Origin of the sequence: Bacillus marinisedimentorum, from assembly GCF_001644195.2 — a bacterium.
Lineage (GTDB): Bacteria > Bacillota > Bacilli > Bacillales > Bacillaceae_O > Bacillus_BL > Bacillus_BL marinisedimentorum.
The window spans coordinates 1-18,396 of sequence record NZ_LWBL02000057.1; the positions used below are offsets into that span (position 1 = coordinate 1).

Genomic DNA, 18,396 nt, shown 5'->3' on the forward strand with positions numbered 1-18,396 from the left:
AAAAAGCGCCCTTCCTGGTGCAGCCCTGCTTATGCGTACGCCGCTAAGCGTGCGCAACCAAAAACCCTCTGATTATGGGGATGAAAATAGTTTTTCTTGTATGAATAAGGGCATAAGATAGTGTATAGTAAGAAAAGGCTTAATTTACATAGTACTGAGTAAGGAATGTGATTTGATGGCGATGTTTTCTGGGATACGTACTAAAAGATCGATCGGTTTAACTTCGGTACAGCTCATTGTGCTGTTTTATGTAGTGGCCGTAACGATCTCTACAATATTGCTGAGTTTGCCCATATCCCTCAGGCCAGGTGTCGATTTGCCAATCATAGATGCAATGTTCACAGCGGCCAGCGGAGTAAGTGTAACAGGCTTGACAGTTGTCAATACGGCTGCAACATTCAGTGTGGTGGGCTATTTTATTCTGGCCTTCGTACTTCAGATTGGCGGTGTGGGCATTATGACACTTTCAACTCTGTTCTGGCTTTTGCTTGGTAAAAAAATCGGGTTGAAAGAACGGCAGTTAATTATGACAGATCAAAATATGCCGGTGCTGTCCGGTCTTGTCCGCCTTATGCGAAACATTTTAGGATTGATTGTCATTATAGAAGCAATAGGTGCACTGACACTTGGGGTGTACTTTTTAAATGTTTATCCAACTTGGCAGGAGGCGTTCCTCCAGGGGTTTTTCCTGTCGGTCAGTGCCACGACCAATGCAGGATTTGATATTACAGGCAATTCACTTATTCCGTTTGCGGATGACTATTTTGTCCAGTTTATAACGATTTTACTTATGACACTTGGGGCGATCGGTTTTCCCGTTTTGATTGAAGTGAAGGAATATTTATTCAGCAGATCAGAAGATACCGTCAATTTTCGGTTCACCCTCTTTACAAAGCTGACTACTGTTACCTACTTCGTTCTCGTCGTGTTTGGAACGATTATGATTATAGTTCTTGAATATAATCACTTTTTTGCAGATAAAACATGGCACAAGTCGTTTTTTTACGCTTTATTCAATTCGGTGACTACAAAGAGCGGCGGGCTTGCCACAATGGATGCCAGCCTGTTTTCAGAACCGACACAGCTTTTAATCAGTGCCTTAATGTTTATCGGGGCATCACCAAGTTCAGTTGGGGGAGGAATCCGCACCACCACATTTGCACTTGTGATATTATTGATTTTCACCTTTGCCAGAGGGAGAACGACGGTTAAGGTGTTTGGAAGAGAAGTCTATCAAAGTGACCAGATAAAAGCAGTAGTCGTTACAATGGTTGCTATTGTGCTTTGTTTCAGTTCAGTTATAGTACTTTCGATTACAGAGCATTTTGATTTGATGCTAATCATCTTCGAGGTTGCTTCCGCATTTGGCACAAACGGTTTATCACTCGGCATCACTCCACAGTTGAGTACGATTGGGAAATTTATTATTATGTTCCTTATGGTTGTTGGACGGATCGGTATTTTGTCTTTCTTGTTCCTTATCAGGGGAAATCTTGTTGAAGAGAAATATCACTTTCCGAAAGAACGAGTCATTATCGGCTGATCAAACCCGCTGCTTCTTGCAGCGGGTTTTATTTCGGTCCTTCGGTAGCTGTGTGCTTACCGTTTCCCTTGTTTTTTCAATCGCCAGTTTGGATGAAACAGGACTGAATGCTTATAATGGAGGTAAGATAAAATTAAGCGGCAGACCATTTGAGGTGAGAAGAATGGAGAAAACAAGGTGGGTTTATTTTGTGACCAGAAGTGAGAATTGCCTCCGTGTTTTTCAAAAAGCAGTTGAACGGGCGGATGGCAGTGAAGTGATGATCTTTTTCGATCTTGATGGAGCACGCTGTCTTGATGAAAAATGGCTTTCGGCAAGACAGGAGCCTGTGCTTCAAAGCTATATTGAGCAGGCTGTCGCCAAAGGTGTCCGCTTATTCGGATGCCAGCTGAACGTCATGGGAATTGATGAAAACCGCCTTATAACCGGGGCAGTCAGTGCGGGAGTGGCAACTTTTCTTGAATATGCATATGAAGCAAAGGCAGTATTCAGCTATTAAGGAGATGATGACGTTGGCCGGTCGCAAGGTAGTGGTAATCGCTTTTCACGATGAACTGGAATCGGCGTTTCCGCCCCTCAATGTTGCTGTCGGCGCCATTTCTTCGGGTGCAGAAGTGATTCTCGCCTTTTCAAAAGATGGAATGGAGCTGCTGCGCAAAGGGTTTAAACCGCAGCCGAGTCTTGGGAAAGAAGAGGTCCGGGAGAGGTTAAATGAATTCGGGGCTCCATCCTTCCAGGAATTAATGGAAGTGGCCAGGGAGAATGGCGTCCGGATGATATCCACGAACGGGATTCATTTCAAATCAGATTGGAACCCGGAAATCAGGTCGATTAAATGGGTCCTTAATGAAGCCGCTGACGCTGACTTGTTTGTCCATTTTTAACATATTAAGAAAACTCGCCGATTGGCGAACCTTTCTTTATGAGTGTTTTAAGGATCAAGTTCTTCAAGTACAGGGCAGGGTTTCGGAATAAGAGAAGCAGTGACATGCATTTTACAATGATTAGGTTGATTTCCGCTGCGGCCAGGGGAAATCCTCAGCTCAGTGTCTAGATATTACCTAAGGATCTAAGTATAGGCACGGAATCCCGCTTTCCGTGCCTGTAAATGAGGGAAAGGGAACAATATAGGCACTGCCCCCCGCTTTGCGTGCCTGTAAATAAGGGGAAGGCAACAATACAGGCACGGAATGCCGCTTTCCATACCTATAAAAGAGGGAGAGGCAACAATATAGGCAGGGGACCCCGCTTTGCGTGCCTATAAAAGGGGGAAAGGGAACAATATAGGCACTGCCCCCCGCTTTGCGTGCCTGTAAATAAGGGGAAGGCAACAATACAGGCACGGAATCCCGCTTTCCATACCTATAAAAGAGGGAGAGGCAACAATATAGGCACGGGATCCCGCTTTGCGTGCCTATAAATGATGGAAAGCCAACAATACAGGCACTGAACTGCACTTGAGTGCCCTGCACCCAAAATCCTTTCCCGCCTGCCGAGCCGATTACTTATGTCATTTACTGTGCTCTTTAGATAATTAGTTGTTTATTAAAGATCCGTCCTCATATTCCTTCAGACAGCCGCCATCAGGTTTCAGGCTGTTTTTTCGGTTTTAACAGCCACTTTGAAACCGGATAGACCGTCATGCTTTGCAGGACCAGAGAAATAAGGATCGTACCGAATGTTAGCGGGACGATAACCCCGAATTCGCGGCTCTCCGTGATGGCAAGACCGAGCAAAAGGGCAATGGACATGGTGCCTTTTATACCGGACCAGTTGATAACCGCGATCTCTCTCCAGCTGAACAAGCCGTTCCATGCCGGAATCAGCTTTATAATAGCGGTGACAACGATGAATCTGGCGGCAATGGAAAGAAGGAAAATCGCGAACATTTCCATCCAGAGCCCTGCAAATACATATTTTGTCGATTGTATCCCCATCAGCAAGAAGACAAGCCATAGAATCATCGGTTCAATGACACCCCAAAATCCATCAAGGTGGCTGCGGAACTCCTCATTCTTTTCGGATTCAAACAGCGATTTTGAAAGGTACATGCCTGCGGCGACCGTTGCCAGAACGCCTGATGCATGAATATATTCAGCGATATAGAAACTAAAATAGGCAAGTATGATACTGAGGATGATCTGCAGCTCGCGCTGATGAATCCATTGAAACGCCAGTTTTGCTATATGGCCAAGCACGATGCCGGCTGCAATCCCTCCCAGGCCTACATATGCGAAATCGTATAGGAAGGACCAGATTGAAAATGGCGTATCATCGAGATAATAATCAAGAATGACCGCAAACAATACAATACTGGTTCCGTCATTGAGCAATGATTCCCCTTCGACAACATCAGGGATGCTGCTGGTCGATGCTGATTCCTCCAGGATGCTTACGACTGAGACCGGATCTGTCGGCGTCAGGAGTGCTGCAATGAGAAAAAATCCTGTTACGGACAAGGGGATAATGGGATCGATCAGAAAGAACATTAAAATGCCGAGCAGACCGACCGTTAGAAATATGCCGATTGTTCCGAGACTGGTAATGACCATGGCATACTTCTTCATCTTTTTAATCGGGTATCGGTATGCTGACACAAATAACAGTGCAGGTAAAAACCAATCAAAAATGAGATCATGAGTCAGCCGTATTTCGGAAAATAACGTATAGGGGGAAAGGGCGATGCCCAGGAACACAAGGACAATCGGTATCGGAAACCGCTTTTTCTTTTTATCGATAGCCTGAATAATAAAACCTGCAAGTAAAAGGACAAAAAGCTGGGTGGACTCCACTGATGCTCATTCCTTTCCGCATTCTCTATGTATTTCCTGAGTAATTCGCTTTATTTTATCAGAATTCCTTTCCGGTAATAGAAAAGCCCCTGCATCGCGCAGGGGCTCAGGTCGGTTACGATGCTTCCATTTTATCGACTTCACGCTCCAGTTCAGGAGTAATTTCATCGCCTTCTTCATATTGTGGCCCGCTTTTGATGGTCTCTTTTGTAAGCCTTACACTGACAAGACTGTCTGCGAAGTCAATATCCCTGATCCATTCCGGCTTGATCAGCACATGTTTTCCCGGCCACCAGTTCCGGGTGTCGATCACAAAATATTTCACTTCCCAGCTTTCATCATCAAAAATGAAGCTTGATATATGTCCAATTTCACCGTCCTCCGCATGGATGTGATAACTGGTGATTTCATTGTGGCTGCGAAGGCTTGTTTCTTCTTCGCTGCCGGCCTCATTTTCAAGGCGTTCGTGGTTTTCGTAACCGTCCTGTACGCGGCTATCCGCCAGTGCCAGCTGTGAAGGCACAGCGTATGGCCCCCATGTGCCCGAACCGGCCCAATAGTAGTTCCAGCCCCAATACTGATTCAATTCCGCTTCGTGACGGCGGGAAACCGGCTGGGCGGTATCGATGTCGGGGCTGTCTTTCACTTTATCCTTCGATTCATTGACCACCACGTGCTTTTCTGAATTGTCGAGTCCTTTCATAGCCATCGGGGACAGGAGCACCTTCCGTCCCGGCAGCCATTTGCTTGTGTCAGCAACAAGGTAACGGACTGCCCAATTCTCATCGTCAAAATAAAAATCGTCGACTGAACCTAACTCTCCATCAGAAGCCTGTATTGAAAATTTTTCAACCTCTTTAGAATTGTAGTACATGTGGGCTCACTCCTTGTTTATAAATCGTTACAAGAAAATTTCCCTGTGCCTGCAGCGGCTAAACATGGTGTCATCCATTTGGGGAAATACATATTTGATGAATTTGCAGTGAAAAATATGGGGCAAGGAGGGAAGCATTATGGAACTCATTATGGACTCGATCATTATGATTTTGATCGGTACGCTTTTACTCAGAGTTGCAGGGCGCAAGTCAATCAGTCAGATGACGGTAGCTCAAACCGTCATCATGATCTCAATCGGAAGCATTATCATTCAGCCTATCATTGATGACAGTCTTTTGAGAACTGCGGTTGCCGCATCGGTTTTTATCGCTTTTTTAATTTCAATGGAATATTTGCAGATGAAATATAATTTTCTTGAAAAATTCTTAACGGGCAATTCAGTGCCGGTCATTGAAAATGGGCAGGTTTTGACTAAAAACCTGAAACGATTGAGATTCACCGTTGACCAGCTGGAAATAAGGCTGCGCCAGCAGGGAATTTCGAATGTGAGGGATGTACAGACGGCAACGCTGGAGCCGAACGGACAGCTCGGATATGAATTGAAGCGGTCAGCAAAACCCGTTACAGTAGGGGATATGGAGGAAATGCTTAAACTGCTGGTGCAAAAGGGGGATAATAGCATGGAAATAGGCCCTATGTTCAAAGAAGTCATTGAAAAAAAACATGAAGCGAAAATCCCGGATAAATTTCAATAAGAGACTGGAACAAAAGTATTCTAATCAAAGAAAAAGCCGAACTATGTTGCGAAGCTTTAAATAAAAGTTCGCATTAGTTCGGATTTTTTACTTAATTACTCGTCTATAGAGTTAGGCGGTTTGGTTATCTCCCAGCCTAAGACCACTAATCTTTCCGGTAACTCACATCTTTAGTCGAATGCATAAACGGCACTCCTTTTGAAGGAATGTCTTTCTCAGCCAGTTCCCTGTTTTCCGGTGTGTTCCAGCCGATGTCATTTGTCGGATGCACCCACTCATCGCCAGCCATGATTGATGGATCGGTATTTTCATCCCAGTTGTTCAAAGGGGAATCATCAGAATCATACTGGCTGTCCCCGATGATGACCCCGTATTTATTGATGAAAGGGCTTTCCGTCGTGATATTGCTGTTTTTAAAGGATGGGGATTGGATTTGATGGGGAATTGTCCCATCCATTACCGGATCGTTGATGTTTTCCTGGCCCTGTTTCTTTTTCATGGGATTCACCTCACTTTTTACCGTTAGTTTTGCTATTTTAGAGCCGGTCTATCCGGGGAGAAAAAAATGCCACGAATGGATTGTGCTGCTTAACGGAAAATAATAGTGAGGTGATGGCATGGAACAACGGATAAAGACAAGGACACTTCCAGGTAATGGAGAAGGCGAAATCGGCATCAGAACCGAGTTGAACGCCCTCCATCCATTTGAGTCTGTCTCCAGATTTGCAGGGGATTCTGTTGATGAACATAAAGATCTGGAAGAAGTCAACGAATATTTTTCAGAAATGACAATTTCTCAAATTAATCGTAATTCATAAAGAAAACTCGCCGATTGGCGAGCCTTTAGGCGAAGAGAGACGCGTAGTTGCCCTTATCTATATTCTTACAATCAAAACTGCGTAGAAGGACCCCCTTGCTGACAGTTTATACTTTCCTATACTTTTTTTGGCTGTTAAGGAAATTCATTAGCGTTGCATAAAAAAATATGATGGAATGTCAAGGGTCGATGGATTTGGAATAATTTACCTTTTAAGCAATAAAAAAATCCTTATAATTAGGGTTGGTAGTCCTTGACCAAATCCCTAACTATAAGGAGAAAACATGCAAGACAAGGATACCATAAATTCCACAATGAATAAATATATTGAAGACCTAAACGAAGAAACTTATTCTCAACTCGTCGATGTACCTGCTCTAGACAGATACAGGAAAAAACTGACGAGTTATACTTTTCTTCTGTTGATGATTTATGCTCAGTTTACTCAAAAAGAGAGTTTAACAGCTTTAGCTGAAGACGTTGGAGACTCCGATGACTTGAAATCGTTCCTAGGGTTAGGATCGATTCATAAGTCAACCCTGTCCAGGCACCTAAGGGAGTATTCACCTAAAGTTTTTGATGATATTCTCCAGCATCTGATGTTGGAGATTCAACGTCAAGAGCCGTCTCCATGGCACTCCCCAGGTATTAAAAACTTAAACGTGGTGGATTCGAGTGTCATTAGTATGTGTTTTTCAGAAAACCCCTGGGCTACCTATCGGAAAACAAAAGCAGGGGTTAAAATTCATCTTAAGGTGAGGGTCCATAAGGAGATGCCTGTCCCTGATAAACTTTTACTATCTCCAGCTGTTCACGCGGACCGGACCAAAATGGAGCCCCTGGTGAACGTGGATCCTGACGCGATTTACCTTTTTGACAGAGCTTATAATGACTATAATCTATACGACGATTACTGCGAAAAAGGCATTTCGTTTATTACACGACTGAAAGAAAATGCTGTGTACGACATTCTCAGCACCCAGAGAGTCGCCAACGATGAAGTTACGAAAAGGGATGCAGAAGTTAAGTTAGGCGGGAATTATAACCAAATGAAGTATTCTTTGCGCCTCATTGAAACAACGGATAGCACGGGAGAGCGTGTGCTCATCTTAACCAATTGCTTTCACAAATCCGCCTTAGAAATAGGAGACTTATATCGGCAGCGTTGGAAAATAGAAACCTTTTTTAAGTGGATGAAACAACACCTCAAGCTCAAGACCCTGTTTGGGAAAAGTGAAAATGCCGTCTATAATCAAATTTTAACGGCTTTTATCACCTATTGTTTACTTGTGCTTTTAAAAATCAAAACAGGTTTCAAAGGAAAGCTGCTTCGGTTGAAAAGGTGTTTACTCCATAACTGCTTTTCCTCTTTCACTGATTTTAAACTAAAGCTTTTTCGCCGCGCTTCCAGGGCATCCAGAGGGCGTCAATCGTACGATTTTGAATGGGAGTTTGAACAAATTCAGCATCAATATCAGCGAGGGGAGGTGGAGCTTTTTAATCATCTCCGCTACGATCCGTTGTTCCTGTAACCGCTATTCATATAAGTACTTATAATTTACTAATTGTGGAAAAAGGACTACCTTTATATCCCCTTGGTTTTTTGCACTTTTTAAAGCTTAACAAATGAATCAGAATATTCTGTTCATTTAAATAAAGCCTGAAATAAGTTTCCTTGACAATCACTAAAAAGATTTACGCAACGCTAATGAAGGAAATTATAAAATTTTTGCGTTGTGGATAATAAGCGAGAAGGGAGTCATCCAGCTCCAGGCGCCAGCGGCTATCGTCATAAGCGGTGGCCTCTCCGGAAGGAAAGATCACCTTTCTGCGGGTACCCCTGCTTATGCGTACGCCGCTAAGCGGGCGCCTTGCGCTTTTGTTCTATACCCTGTTCATCAAACGGCTTGGCGGAAAGGAGATCAGTTGGGCTGTTTTGGTTTTAGGGTTGTAATAAACCAGTAAGGCTGTTTCTTTAGCTTCAATTTCTCCAGAAGAACGGAAATGGCCGATGTCAAACGGCAGGAATTCAAGCAATGTGTGCTTGTGCAGATCCCGTTCCGACAAACCGAGTTTTTCAAGTTCCGGTCCTCCGATGAGAGGGTCTTCAGCAAGAGCTTTCAAATAGGCTGACCTGTGGGCTTTTGATATCTGTTGCTCCCACCACGGCTTCCGCGGCTTATGCTTTTTATTCAAAAGGTAATCGACCTTCATCAAGCCTGAAGCCGTTTCAAGTCCGGGGATGTTTTTTTCTGAAAGAAACGAAAGAAGGCGCCTGAAAAGGTCTTCAAGCTGATGTCCGATTCTTTCCCAGCCTCTGCTTTCCCAGTAGGAGCCGAACTCCTGGAAGAAATCGAATGGAGTCTCGAACACTTCGTTTACAAGGTAACGGATCGTATTGTCCATCCGGTGGTCATTCCAGAACTTCTCCAGTACATCTTCCACCTGCTTAATCCGGACAATGTCATCGAAAGAAAGGACGTTGTTTCCGAGAATTTCATATGGAGAATGATCCATATAAACATATTCATGTTCGCGCGCCCGGAGACGAAGCCCGGTTCCGCGCAGCATCTTCAAAAAGCCGAGCTGAAGTTCCTCCGGTTCAAAGGCAAACACATCGTTAAAAGTCCGGCGGAAGGAATTGTAATCTTCCTCGGGAAGTCCGGCGATCAGATCCAGGTGCTGGGTTATTTTACCGCCTTCTTTTACAAGAGTGATGGTGCGCGCAAGCTTTTTGAAGTTTTGTTTCCGCTGTACGAGTTCGTTTGTATAGTCATTTGTGGACTGTACTCCGATTTCAAAACGGAACAGCCCTTCAGGCGCCTTTTCATTGAGGAAGCTGATCACTTCCGGCCTCATGATGTCCCCGGTAATTTCAAACTGAAAGACGGTTCCGGGCCTGTGGGTATCAATTAAAAATTGAAACATTTCCATTGCATAGCTGCGGCTGATGTTAAAGGTCCTGTCCACAAATTTGATCGTTTTGGCACCGTTATCCATCAAATAGATTAAGTCGTCTTTAATCCGCTCCCGATTGAAATAACGGACACCGACTTCAATGGAAGAAAGACAAAACTGGCAGCTGAAAGGACAGCCCCGGCTCGTTTCGATATAGCTGACCCTTTTTCCGAGATGTTTCCGATCTTCGGGGAAACGGAAAGGGGATGGGATGTCGTTCAGATCGAGTTTCGATGATGGCGGGTTCAGTTTCGGGGACCCGCCTTCCCTGTAGGCGATTCCATTTACTCTTTGAAACGATCTGCTGCCCGCGAGCTCGTCAAGCAAGTTTTTGAATACCGCTTCTCCTTCTCCCATGACGATAAAGTCTGCTTCAGGCAGCTTCTCCAACCATTCCGCAGTATCATAAGTCACTTCCGGTCCGCCAAGAACGATGACGAGGTCTGGATGGACTTTCTTCAGCATTTTGATGACCTTAATTGTCTCACCGATATTCCATATATAGCAGCTGAATCCGATCACGTCCGGTTTCTTGATATGCAGATCGGACACGATATTCATCACCGGATCGTTGATTGTATATTCGGCAAGTTCAACGTCATACACGGGTGCGGCATATGCCTTAAGATACCTTATTGCAATATTTGTATGAATGTATTTGGCATTCAATGTACTTGCGATTACCTTCATATTGTCGTTCCTTCCTATATAAATGTTCTCCTGGTGTAAGCTAATCCCATAAGCATCTGTCCTTAAATATATAATTTTAATAGATGGGACTATGCTGTGTCAATTTGGTGAATGAGAGGCTAAAAATTTTAAGAAAGACACGGACCAAATCTGTTATATAAAAATAACAACACTGTTATATAACTTGAAAAACGCTTATTCGCCTTTAAATACAAGCAATTTGTTACAGAATTATAAACTGTTTCATTTAAAATGTTGAACGTTTTGTGAAAGTGTGACAGAATTCACTCCATTCCCCCGGACGTATCTATATAATAGGAGTAACAAAAGGTAAGTGAATTTCATCTTTTTGGAATTTATTCAGGGGGGATATAAATGGGAATATTGCCAAAGCATAATCAACTTGGTTTTTTTGAAATTCGCCTGGAATCGATCGGCGGCCTTGGTGCGAATCTGGCTGGGAAAATGCTTGCCGAAGCAGGGGTAATCGGTGCAGGCCTTAATGGTGCCAACTTTTCTTCATATGGATCTGAGAAAAAGGGTACACCGGTTAAAGCATTTGCGAGGTTTGCCGAGCCTGAGACGGAAATCCGCGATCACAGCCCGATTGAAGAGCCGCATGTAGTCGGCATTTTTCATGAAGCGCTATATAAAACAGTTGATGTTGTCAGCGGTCTGCAGCCTGACGGCATCGTGCTTGTCAATTCAACGAGGGATCCTGAAGCGGTCAAAACAGATTTGAAACTTGACCACGGCACGCTTGCAATTGTCGATGCCCTCGGCATTGCAGTTGAGGAAAAAACAAAAGTGAATACAGCGATGCTTGGTGCATTATACCGTATTGTAGATTTTCTCGATCCTGATCATATGAGGGATGTCATCCGCAAAACATTTGAAAAAAAATATCCACATCTAGTCGAGCCGAATATCCGGACATTCAATAGAGGCTATGATGAAGTCCGTTTTTATGAGTACGGCGTCCCAGAGGAAGCAGAATCGAAACCATTCATCCTGAAAGAACCGCTTTTAGGGTATGAAACACAGGAAATCGGCGGGGTCATTACCGCTCAGGCCAACAGTATTACCCGTGATTTGAGCGGTTCGCGGCAAGGGTTTCTGCCAGCTTTTGACCAGGCTACGTGCATCAATTGCGCGCAATGTGACACAGCTTGCCCAGACCTTTGCTTTGTATGGGAAGAAGGCGAAGACAAACGCGGCCGCAAGCAAATGTTCCTGAAGGGCATCGACTACCAATATTGCAAAGGCTGCTTGAAATGCGTTGAAGCTTGCCCGACATCTTCACTGTCAGTCAAACGTGAAGAAACAGGCTTTGCAGAGGAGTATCGTATAGCCCAGAACTTTCCATATGTAACAGGAGGTGCGCTCTAATGGCGATTTCAGAAGATAAGCTGCCGAAACAGACAGGGCAGGAAGAGCAAGTGGTAACGTTTGAGTCCGGAAATGAAATGGCAGCAAAGGCTGCCGCACAGATAAACTATCATATGATGGGATATTTCCCGATTACGCCTTCAACAGAAATTGCCCAGTATCTCGATACGATGAAGGCAAACGGCGAACATGACATCAAACTGGTTCCAGCCGACGGCGAACACGGTTCAGCCGGCATCAACTATGGCGGATCTGTCACTGGCGCCCGCGTTTTTAACGCGACAAGTGCAAATGGATTCTTATATATGATCGAACAGCTGCCGGTTCAGTCAGGCACGCGTTTCCCGATGGTTATGAACCTTGTAACCCGCTCCGTAAGCGGACCGCTTGATATTCGCGGTGACCACTCCGATCTTTATTACGGATTGAACACAGGCTGGGTCATCTTAACAGCTCCGACACCGCAGGCTGTATATGACTTTAATATCATGGCCCTAAAAATCGCTGAACGTGCTGATGTCCGCCTCCCGGTGGTTGTCGCTTACGACGGATTTTTCACTTCCCACCAGAAACGGAAGGTATTGTCGTTCAAAGACCGGAGTGCTGTCCAGAAATTTGTCGGGGAAGCACCGAAAGGCTATCCGACGGCTATTGAAAAAGATAAGCCTGTCACTATCGGCGCACATATGAACGGCGACGATTTGATGAACAACCATTTCCAGCAGTCCGAAGCCATATACCGTGCAGGAGAAGCATTCAAGGAAGTGGCGCGTGAATATGCGGAGATGTCAGGCCGGGAATATAAAGCGTTGAATGAATATATGATGGAAGATGCTGAAGTGGCGCTGTTCCTGGTTAACTCCGCTTCTGAAACAGCAAAGGACATCGTCGACCAATTACGGGCAAAAGGCATCAAGGCCGGGGTTGTTTCCCCGAATATCATCCGTCCGTTCCCTGTAGAAGAAATCCGCCGCACATTCAAAAATGTGAAGGCGCTGCTCGTCGGTGAACGTGCAGACTCCTATGGTGCAAACGGACCGAACCTGACCCATGAAATCAAATCAGCGCTTCAGGATGACAAAGAGAATAGCACCGTCGTGATGAGCCGTGTATATGGACTTGGAGGAAAAGACTTCTACCCTGCAGATGCAGAAAAGTTCTTTGAATTGGCAATAGAAGCAGCCGAAAACAATCGTGCCGAGAAGCCGTTTGATTATCACGGCATCAACAAGGGCAAGCCAGAGCAGGCGCTGCGCCAGGTAATCGAACCGATTCATTCCGAAGCTTACAATACAGGTTTGATAGATGTTACAAAGGATGAAGAGACGAACAAACTGAAAGTGAAGGTTCCGCCGCTCCGTGTGCTGACGGCTAAACCGAAACGGCTTGCATCCGGCCACGGCGCATGTCCGGGCTGCGGCATTTTTTCAGGACTTGAACTGTTCTTTAAAGGCATCGAAGGAGATGTAGTGACGCTCTTCCAAACTGGCTGCGGATATGTCACGACAACTGCTTACCCATACAGCTCGCATAAACAGACGTTTATCCATAACCTGTTCCAGAACGGTCCGGCGACATTGTCGGGAACAGTCGAAGCCTTCATGGAAATGAAGCGCCGCGGTGAGATAGACATTTCCGACGACTTCACTTTTGTCGTCGTAACCGGTGACGGCGGCATGGACATCGGTATGGGCTCTGCGATTGGAACTGCGCTCCGCAACCATAAAATGATCATACTTGAATACGATAACGAAGGCTATATGAACACGGGATCACAGCAGTCCTATTCCACGCCTATCGGTCATATGACAACAACATCAGGCGTCGGCAAAAAGCAGCAGGGCAAGACGTTCCACCATAAGGATACACCGCAAATCATGGCGGCGACCGGCATTCCGTACGTCTTCACCGGCTCGGAAGCATACCCGCAGGATTTGATCAAAAAGGCAGCCAAGGCTCAGTGGTATGCGCAAAATGAAGGACTGGTCTACGGCAAACTGCTCATCACCTGCCCGCTGAACTGGAAAGTCGCAGATGACCAGGGACAAAACGTTGTGAAAGCAGCAGTGGACTCTTGCTTCTTCCCATTATATGAGGTCGAACATGGTGTCACCACGATAACCTTTGATCCTGATGCAAAGAAAAAGCGTGTCCCGGTTTCCGACTGGCTCAAAACAATGGGCAAATCGAAACATATGCTGAAAGAAGAAAACAAACCGCTGCTTGATGAATTCAGCGAAATCGTTGATAACAGGTGGCAGCGGCTGAAAGCGAAACACGATAATCCAATGCTGTGACAATAAGCGAAGAAGCAGGCGAATATGCCTGCTTCTTTAATTTTGCCGGCGGGTTTTATCGGCTGATTCATGACCTTACTTAAAAATCGAACTTCCTTTGCCTGGCATGCCCCTGGAGCGGAAATCAGCTTCCCGTTTCAAAGTGCTGTGAATCGAAAACAAAAGTCTTTTCCTATTCCATAATCCTGCCCGTTTGATGAACATTTTTCCTCATTTTTTATAATTATGACCCGGATTGACTGAAACATAGAAATTGGCTGCAGGATCTTGGGGGTTTGATACCTGTTTTTATGTGGTTCTTATTATGAATCTAAATACAGAGCTAACAAACAGAAAATAGTTTTTTGAATAAAGGCTTCTGTCTCACCATAAAAGTAAGTACAGAAAGGGAGGGGTGGAGCGTGGATGTCTTAACCGTCAGGCAAGCGACAGAGCATGAAATTGCGGTCATTTTGAGCCAAGCGGGAAGGGTGTTCTATGAGAGCACACAGGGAATGTTTGGATATGATCCGGGAGCGGCCCGAGAAATGTCGGCGGCTGTACTCCAGGCAGGCGGTTATTATCTCGCGGCAATAGACCAAGACGGATCACTATGCGGGTGGCTGCTCATCTGTTCAACATATGACCAAATCCTGCGGGTGCAGACAGGATATCTGGCGGAATTGTATGTCTTCAAGCGATATAGGGGCAAAGGCGTAGGGAGAAGACTTATGAAAGAGGGTATCGACGTGCTTTCAAAGAACGGCTTCAAAACAATCCAGCTCAACGTATATGCGGGAAATCCCGCCAAAAAGATGTATGAACGTTTAGGTTTCCGGACGCAAAGTTCGACGATGGCAATAGTCCTGGATTAAAAACCTCCGAATCCCGCAATATTTTCTGAAAATATGCAACCTTTCCGGTATGCCTTCGTCTTACTTGATAAGAGTTTGATAGATCAAGACAGAGGGAGGATGAAAGGGTTGCTGAAACGGCTGTTTAAAAACCCGCTTTTTTTAATCGGGTTTTTATTTGTGTTTGCTCTGCTGACCGTCAGTCTCATACATACATATGCCTTTGACGGCCACATCAGGCAAGTGCAGATGTTATATGACGAAAACAATAATTTGATTGCAGCAGCACCGCTTGAGCCGAGCTGGCAGTTGCCGCTGGGAACGGACCGGCTTGGTTTTGATTTGCTGACCAAAATCAGTGTCGGGGCTAAATATACAATTATATTCGCCTTTATAATCGCATTTTTAAGGGTTTTTGTTTCGTTTCTGATAGGAATTTTTTATGGGAATTATCTTATGAGATATAAGCGTTATATTGATGGATTTGTGGATTCTTTTCACTTTATTCCTTTGACGCTTCTGGCGTATTACATTTTGCGGCCTGTTCTGTGGGAGACACCGGACGGTTTCCTTTATACGTTCACGGAGAGGGTTTCAATCGAAGTTATCGTTCTCACACTGCTCGCTATTCCGGTTTTATCGGTACTGATCGGAAGTGAGACGAACGAAATCCTTAAGGAAGAATTTATTGACGGTGCCAGGGTGCTGGGCGGTTCACGCTGGCACTTGATGAAGCGGCATGTCATGCCGCATTTGTTTCCGCGCCTTGTCATTATTTTCGGGCAGCAGGTGATCCAGGTTCTTCTCGTTTTTGCACATCTGGGACTTCTGCAGCTTTTTTTCGGGGGGACAGATATCGATTATTCCAGAGTGCCGGACCCGCCGCAATCTTTTTCAGGGGAATGGTCAGGACTTATCGGGAACAGTTTCAGGGAAATAAGAGTTGCACCATGGATCGTATTGGCGCCGATAACGTTTTTTGCTCTGACAATGCTGGCGATGAATTTTATGCTGGAAGGATATAAAAGAGTGCTGAATGATCGGTCGATGTATGCGAAAAAGGTACAAAAGGAAAAAACAGGACAGAAGGCTGAAGCTGAAAGTGGAGATTCGTGGGCGTTTACTCCGGCAGAAGCCGACTCTTATACAAATCAGTCATGAGCCGGGGGAATCCCGGCTTTTTCTGAATAGGAGTTTGAATTGTCAGGAAGGAAGTGTTTAAGTACAGCGGCCAACTTCAAGAAGTAGATCAGTGCAGCTGCGCCTCTGTCCTCGCGTGGAGATTGTCAACTGGCGAGATTTTTTGGCTTTTTTCTAATGACTGTTCTTTTTAAATCGTTTTGGACATATTCATCGGTTGGTGCAAGTAATCGAGACACCATGAGCAGTTGTGATGAACTCAGTGTCCGCCCCGTATAAAGCGGGAAGCTTACCCTTAGTAAAACAGCAACCATTTTTACATAGATGTGTGGTCATGTAAAAATGCGGTCACACTTTGGTTGCGGAATCAATCGTTGTCTTCGAGCATCCGGTATTTTATATTTTCATCATAAAGGCCGTTCTTTTTGCCCCAGAACCAGACCAGGACAGCGGACGTGCTGAAGGAAGCCATGACGGCAACTAGTATCCATGCGGCTGTAGTCATATGATTCATCTCCTTTTGCTATTTTCTAACATCGTACTAATAGAATTAAAGTTTTGTCAACATTCCTAATCTTGAAAAATATCACTTGCAAATTACAGGGTGCTTTGTGTACAATGATTGCAATTGCTGACGAGATGGGAGGGAAGACAGGATGCACAGCAGCCTGGGTTTTATCTCAGAGTTATTATATTACATGATGATACCTTTTTTAATTGTCATACTTCTGGATCTCTTCCGCAAAAAGAAGAATAAGGATTCAGAATAAGCGGTGCACCGGCGTGCATCGCTTTTTTTTATGGACCGATAAAATTTCTCTATTTATCTATAGGGAAATTAAATTTTATTTACAGAGTGACTGTTTGTAAGATTAATAATATAAGAAATGTGAAATTTATGTGAAATAATCATTAAATTTCTGTGAAAAAGAAATGGGGGAAGAAGAAATGTTTATTAACGAAAAGTACAGCGCTGCGAAGTACTGGCTAATCTCCGCTGTTGTTTGGATATTGATCGGCATGAGCCTCGGTCTTCTGACAGCAACGAAGCAGATTGACCCCGATCTTCTCAATAACCGCTGGACAACCTACGGCCATATCAGGTCAGCCCATGTCATGCTGGTCATTTATGCATGGCTGTCAATGGCTTATGTCGGTTCGATGTTCTATATGATACCAAAACTCGCCAAAACGAATGTGTACAGCGAAAAGCTGGGTAACTTCACATGTTTGTTGTACAACATCGTAATACTTCAAGGTTTCTTTGCATTGCTGTTCGGGCAGACATCTGTCATTGAATACGGGGAGTTCCCTCTTTGGGTTGATGTGCAGCTCTTAATCGTAATTGGGCTTGTTGCATACAACTTATTCAAAACAGTGGGGAACCGGCAGGAGAAAGTGCTGTATGTCAGTCTCTGGTATTTCCTCGGTTCTTTGCTCTGGCTGCCGCTGACATGGATCGTCGGCAACTTGCCGCCACAGTGGATTCCAAATGGCGTCCAGCAGGGATTGATGGGCTGGTTCCTCGGTCATAATGCCATCGGCCTCTGGATGACGACAGTCGGTGTCGGACAGATCTATTACCTGCTTCCAAAGCTGACCGGCAAGCCGTTGTACAGCCACCAATTATCAATGATCGGCTTCTGGACAATCGCCACATTCTATGTGTGGAATGGCCCGCATCATTTGATGAATGGACCGATCCCTTCGTGGGTGTCAAAAGCAGGAATCATTCCGTCCATTTTGCTGCTGATCCCTGTTTGGGCCGTTCTTGCAAACTTCTGGGGCACCATGCGAGGAGCATGGCATAAGGTAAGAACCGATGTTCCGCTCAAATTTGTCGTAGCAGGAAGCATTTTTTACCTTTGGGCCTGCATCCAGGGGCCGCTTCAGGCATTGCCTTCAGTAAGCAGTGTCATCAAATTCACGCACTGGACGGTTGGACATGCACACATGGGTCCATTCGGAGCCTTTTCATTCACTTCGTTTGCAGCCATTTATTATATTATTCCAAGGATTATCAATCAGAAGATCTGGAGCAATCGTTTGATGGAAGCCCATTTCTGGTTCTCGACAATCGGCTTTTTAATCTTTTCATTCTCTCTGTGGACTGCAGGTCTCATTCAAGGCTTTGCCTGGATTGAAGGAGTGCCGTTCCTTGAAACTGTGCTGATGGTCGAGCCGCTTGTGATCGGGCGTGCATTGGGTGGAACAATGATGCTTCTTGGGCAGTTTGCATTCGGATATAACATCTATGTAACCTTTAAAAACAAAAGAAAAATGAATTTGCCATCCACGAAAGACGATGCTGTCACAGCATAAGAAAGAGCAGAAAGGGAGGGGAA

At 44.9% G+C, this 18,396-nt stretch carries 16 protein-coding genes; 11 read left to right on the forward strand and 5 right to left on the reverse strand.

Going from position 1 to position 18,396, the window contains the following annotated elements; genetic code table 11:
- The first annotated feature begins 175 nt into the window (after positions 1–175).
- The 3 genes from A4U59_RS16680 to A4U59_RS16690 all read left to right on the forward strand — a co-directional run bounded on the left by A4U59_RS16680 (position 176) and on the right by A4U59_RS16690 (position 2,427).
- Positions 176–1,543 carry a TrkH family potassium uptake protein gene (locus A4U59_RS16680; protein ID WP_281183836.1) on the forward strand — a complete coding sequence of 456 codons (1,368 nt, stop codon included), beginning with the start codon at positions 176–178 and terminating at the stop codon, positions 1,541–1,543.
- 190 nt (positions 1,544–1,733) lie between these two features.
- Positions 1,734–2,042 (forward strand): DsrE/DsrF/DrsH-like family protein, encoded by a 309-nt coding sequence (locus tag A4U59_RS16685; RefSeq protein WP_245680578.1) that lies wholly within the window; start codon positions 1,734–1,736, stop codon positions 2,040–2,042.
- 7 nt (positions 2,043–2,049) lie between these two features.
- Complete coding sequence (locus A4U59_RS16690) at positions 2,050–2,427, forward strand: hypothetical protein (protein ID WP_070121413.1); 378 nt, start codon at positions 2,050–2,052, stop codon at positions 2,425–2,427.
- 699 nt (positions 2,428–3,126) lie between these two features.
- Here the strand turns inward: A4U59_RS16690 and A4U59_RS16695 are convergent.
- Together A4U59_RS16695 and A4U59_RS16700 are read right to left on the reverse strand one after the other, a co-directional pair.
- Positions 3,127–4,335, reverse strand: a complete 1,209-nt coding sequence (locus A4U59_RS16695; RefSeq protein WP_070121414.1) for a cation:proton antiporter — start codon at positions 4,333–4,335, stop codon at positions 3,127–3,129.
- A gap of 115 nt (positions 4,336–4,450) precedes the next feature.
- Entirely contained in the window at positions 4,451–5,209 is a 759-nt protein-coding gene (locus tag A4U59_RS16700) for a PRC-barrel domain-containing protein (RefSeq protein ID WP_070121415.1), read from the reverse strand.
- Positions 5,210–5,348: 139 nt separating this feature from the next.
- On the opposite strand from A4U59_RS16700, the gene A4U59_RS16705 reads away from it, so the two are divergent.
- A complete protein-coding gene (locus A4U59_RS16705) occupies positions 5,349–5,927 on the forward strand; it encodes a DUF421 domain-containing protein (RefSeq protein ID WP_070121416.1) in 579 nt (192 codons plus the stop codon).
- 145 nt (positions 5,928–6,072) lie between these two features.
- Here A4U59_RS16705 and A4U59_RS16710 read toward each other — a convergent pair whose 3' ends face one another.
- Positions 6,073–6,426 carry a DUF3905 domain-containing protein gene (locus A4U59_RS16710; RefSeq protein ID WP_070121417.1) on the reverse strand — a complete coding sequence of 118 codons (354 nt, stop codon included), beginning with the start codon at positions 6,424–6,426 and terminating at the stop codon, positions 6,073–6,075.
- A 118-nt stretch (positions 6,427–6,544) separates the two neighbouring features.
- Between A4U59_RS16710 and A4U59_RS16715 the strand changes: the two genes are divergently transcribed.
- Both A4U59_RS16715 and A4U59_RS16720 read left to right on the forward strand, forming a co-directional pair.
- Positions 6,545–6,745, forward strand: a complete 201-nt coding sequence (locus A4U59_RS16715; RefSeq protein ID WP_070121418.1) for a hypothetical protein — start codon at positions 6,545–6,547, stop codon at positions 6,743–6,745.
- A gap of 313 nt (positions 6,746–7,058) precedes the next feature.
- Positions 7,059–8,276, forward strand: a complete 1,218-nt coding sequence (locus A4U59_RS16720) for an IS4 family transposase (RefSeq protein WP_070121438.1) — start codon at positions 7,059–7,061, stop codon at positions 8,274–8,276.
- A gap of 352 nt (positions 8,277–8,628) precedes the next feature.
- On the opposite strand, the gene A4U59_RS16725 is transcribed toward A4U59_RS16720, so the two are convergent.
- Positions 8,629–10,392: a B12-binding domain-containing radical SAM protein gene (locus A4U59_RS16725; protein ID WP_070121419.1), complete on the reverse strand. Its 1,764-nt coding sequence runs from the start codon at positions 10,390–10,392 to the stop codon at positions 8,629–8,631.
- A 375-nt stretch (positions 10,393–10,767) separates the two neighbouring features.
- Here A4U59_RS16725 and A4U59_RS16730 point away from each other — a divergent pair, with 375 nt between their 5' ends.
- The 4 genes from A4U59_RS16730 to A4U59_RS16745 all read left to right on the forward strand — a co-directional run bounded on the left by A4U59_RS16730 (position 10,768) and on the right by A4U59_RS16745 (position 16,072).
- Complete coding sequence (locus A4U59_RS16730; RefSeq protein WP_070121420.1) at positions 10,768–11,781, forward strand: 2-oxoacid:acceptor oxidoreductase family protein; 1,014 nt, start codon at positions 10,768–10,770, stop codon at positions 11,779–11,781.
- Positions 11,781–14,078 carry a thiamine pyrophosphate-dependent enzyme gene (locus tag A4U59_RS16735; protein ID WP_070121421.1) on the forward strand — a complete coding sequence of 766 codons (2,298 nt, stop codon included), beginning with the start codon at positions 11,781–11,783 and terminating at the stop codon, positions 14,076–14,078. The genes A4U59_RS16730 and A4U59_RS16735 overlap by 1 nt, the downstream gene beginning before the upstream one ends.
- A 401-nt stretch (positions 14,079–14,479) precedes the next feature.
- Entirely contained in the window at positions 14,480–14,932 is a 453-nt protein-coding gene (locus A4U59_RS16740; RefSeq protein ID WP_070121422.1) for a GNAT family N-acetyltransferase, read from the forward strand.
- A 99-nt stretch (positions 14,933–15,031) separates the two neighbouring features.
- Positions 15,032–16,072, forward strand: a complete 1,041-nt coding sequence (locus A4U59_RS16745) for an ABC transporter permease (protein WP_169823995.1) — start codon at positions 15,032–15,034, stop codon at positions 16,070–16,072.
- Between the two features lie 346 nt (positions 16,073–16,418).
- On the opposite strand, the gene A4U59_RS21455 is transcribed toward A4U59_RS16745, so the two are convergent.
- Positions 16,419–16,556, reverse strand: a complete 138-nt coding sequence (locus A4U59_RS21455) for a hypothetical protein (protein WP_157888212.1) — start codon at positions 16,554–16,556, stop codon at positions 16,419–16,421.
- 443 nt (positions 16,557–16,999) lie between these two features.
- On the opposite strand from A4U59_RS21455, the gene A4U59_RS16750 reads away from it, so the two are divergent.
- The gene (locus A4U59_RS16750) at positions 17,000–18,373 is read left to right on the forward strand and encodes a cbb3-type cytochrome c oxidase subunit I (protein ID WP_070121424.1); all 1,374 of its coding nucleotides are present in this window, start codon (positions 17,000–17,002) and stop codon (positions 18,371–18,373) included.
- Positions 18,374–18,396: the final 23 nt, after the last annotated feature.

What these genes read in the sequence shown, in the direction of transcription:
- A4U59_RS16680 (WP_281183836.1), top strand. Translation starts at nt 176, where the DNA reads ATGGCGATGTTTTCTGGGATACGTACTAAAAGATCGATCGGTTTAACT.
- A4U59_RS16690 (WP_070121413.1), top strand. Translation starts at nt 2,050, where the DNA reads ATGACGTTGGCCGGTCGCAAGGTAGTGGTAATCGCTTTTCACGATGAA.
- A4U59_RS16700 (WP_070121415.1), bottom strand. Translation starts at nt 5,209, where the DNA reads ATGTACTACAATTCTAAAGAGGTTGAAAAATTTTCAATACAGGCTTCT.
- A4U59_RS16705 (WP_070121416.1), top strand. Translation starts at nt 5,349, where the DNA reads ATGGAACTCATTATGGACTCGATCATTATGATTTTGATCGGTACGCTT.
- A4U59_RS16710 (WP_070121417.1), bottom strand. Translation starts at nt 6,426, where the DNA reads ATGAAAAAGAAACAGGGCCAGGAAAACATCAACGATCCGGTAATGGAT.
- A4U59_RS16715 (WP_070121418.1), top strand. Translation starts at nt 6,545, where the DNA reads ATGGAACAACGGATAAAGACAAGGACACTTCCAGGTAATGGAGAAGGC.
- A4U59_RS16720 (WP_070121438.1), top strand. Translation starts at nt 7,059, where the DNA reads ATGAATAAATATATTGAAGACCTAAACGAAGAAACTTATTCTCAACTC.
- A4U59_RS16725 (WP_070121419.1), bottom strand. Translation starts at nt 10,392, where the DNA reads ATGAAGGTAATCGCAAGTACATTGAATGCCAAATACATTCATACAAAT.
- A4U59_RS16730 (WP_070121420.1), top strand. Translation starts at nt 10,768, where the DNA reads ATGGGAATATTGCCAAAGCATAATCAACTTGGTTTTTTTGAAATTCGC.
- A4U59_RS16735 (WP_070121421.1), top strand. Translation starts at nt 11,781, where the DNA reads ATGGCGATTTCAGAAGATAAGCTGCCGAAACAGACAGGGCAGGAAGAG.
- A4U59_RS16745 (WP_169823995.1), top strand. Translation starts at nt 15,032, where the DNA reads ATGAAAGGGTTGCTGAAACGGCTGTTTAAAAACCCGCTTTTTTTAATC.
- A4U59_RS21455 (WP_157888212.1), bottom strand. Translation starts at nt 16,556, where the DNA reads ATGACTACAGCCGCATGGATACTAGTTGCCGTCATGGCTTCCTTCAGC.
- A4U59_RS16750 (WP_070121424.1), top strand. Translation starts at nt 17,000, where the DNA reads ATGTTTATTAACGAAAAGTACAGCGCTGCGAAGTACTGGCTAATCTCC.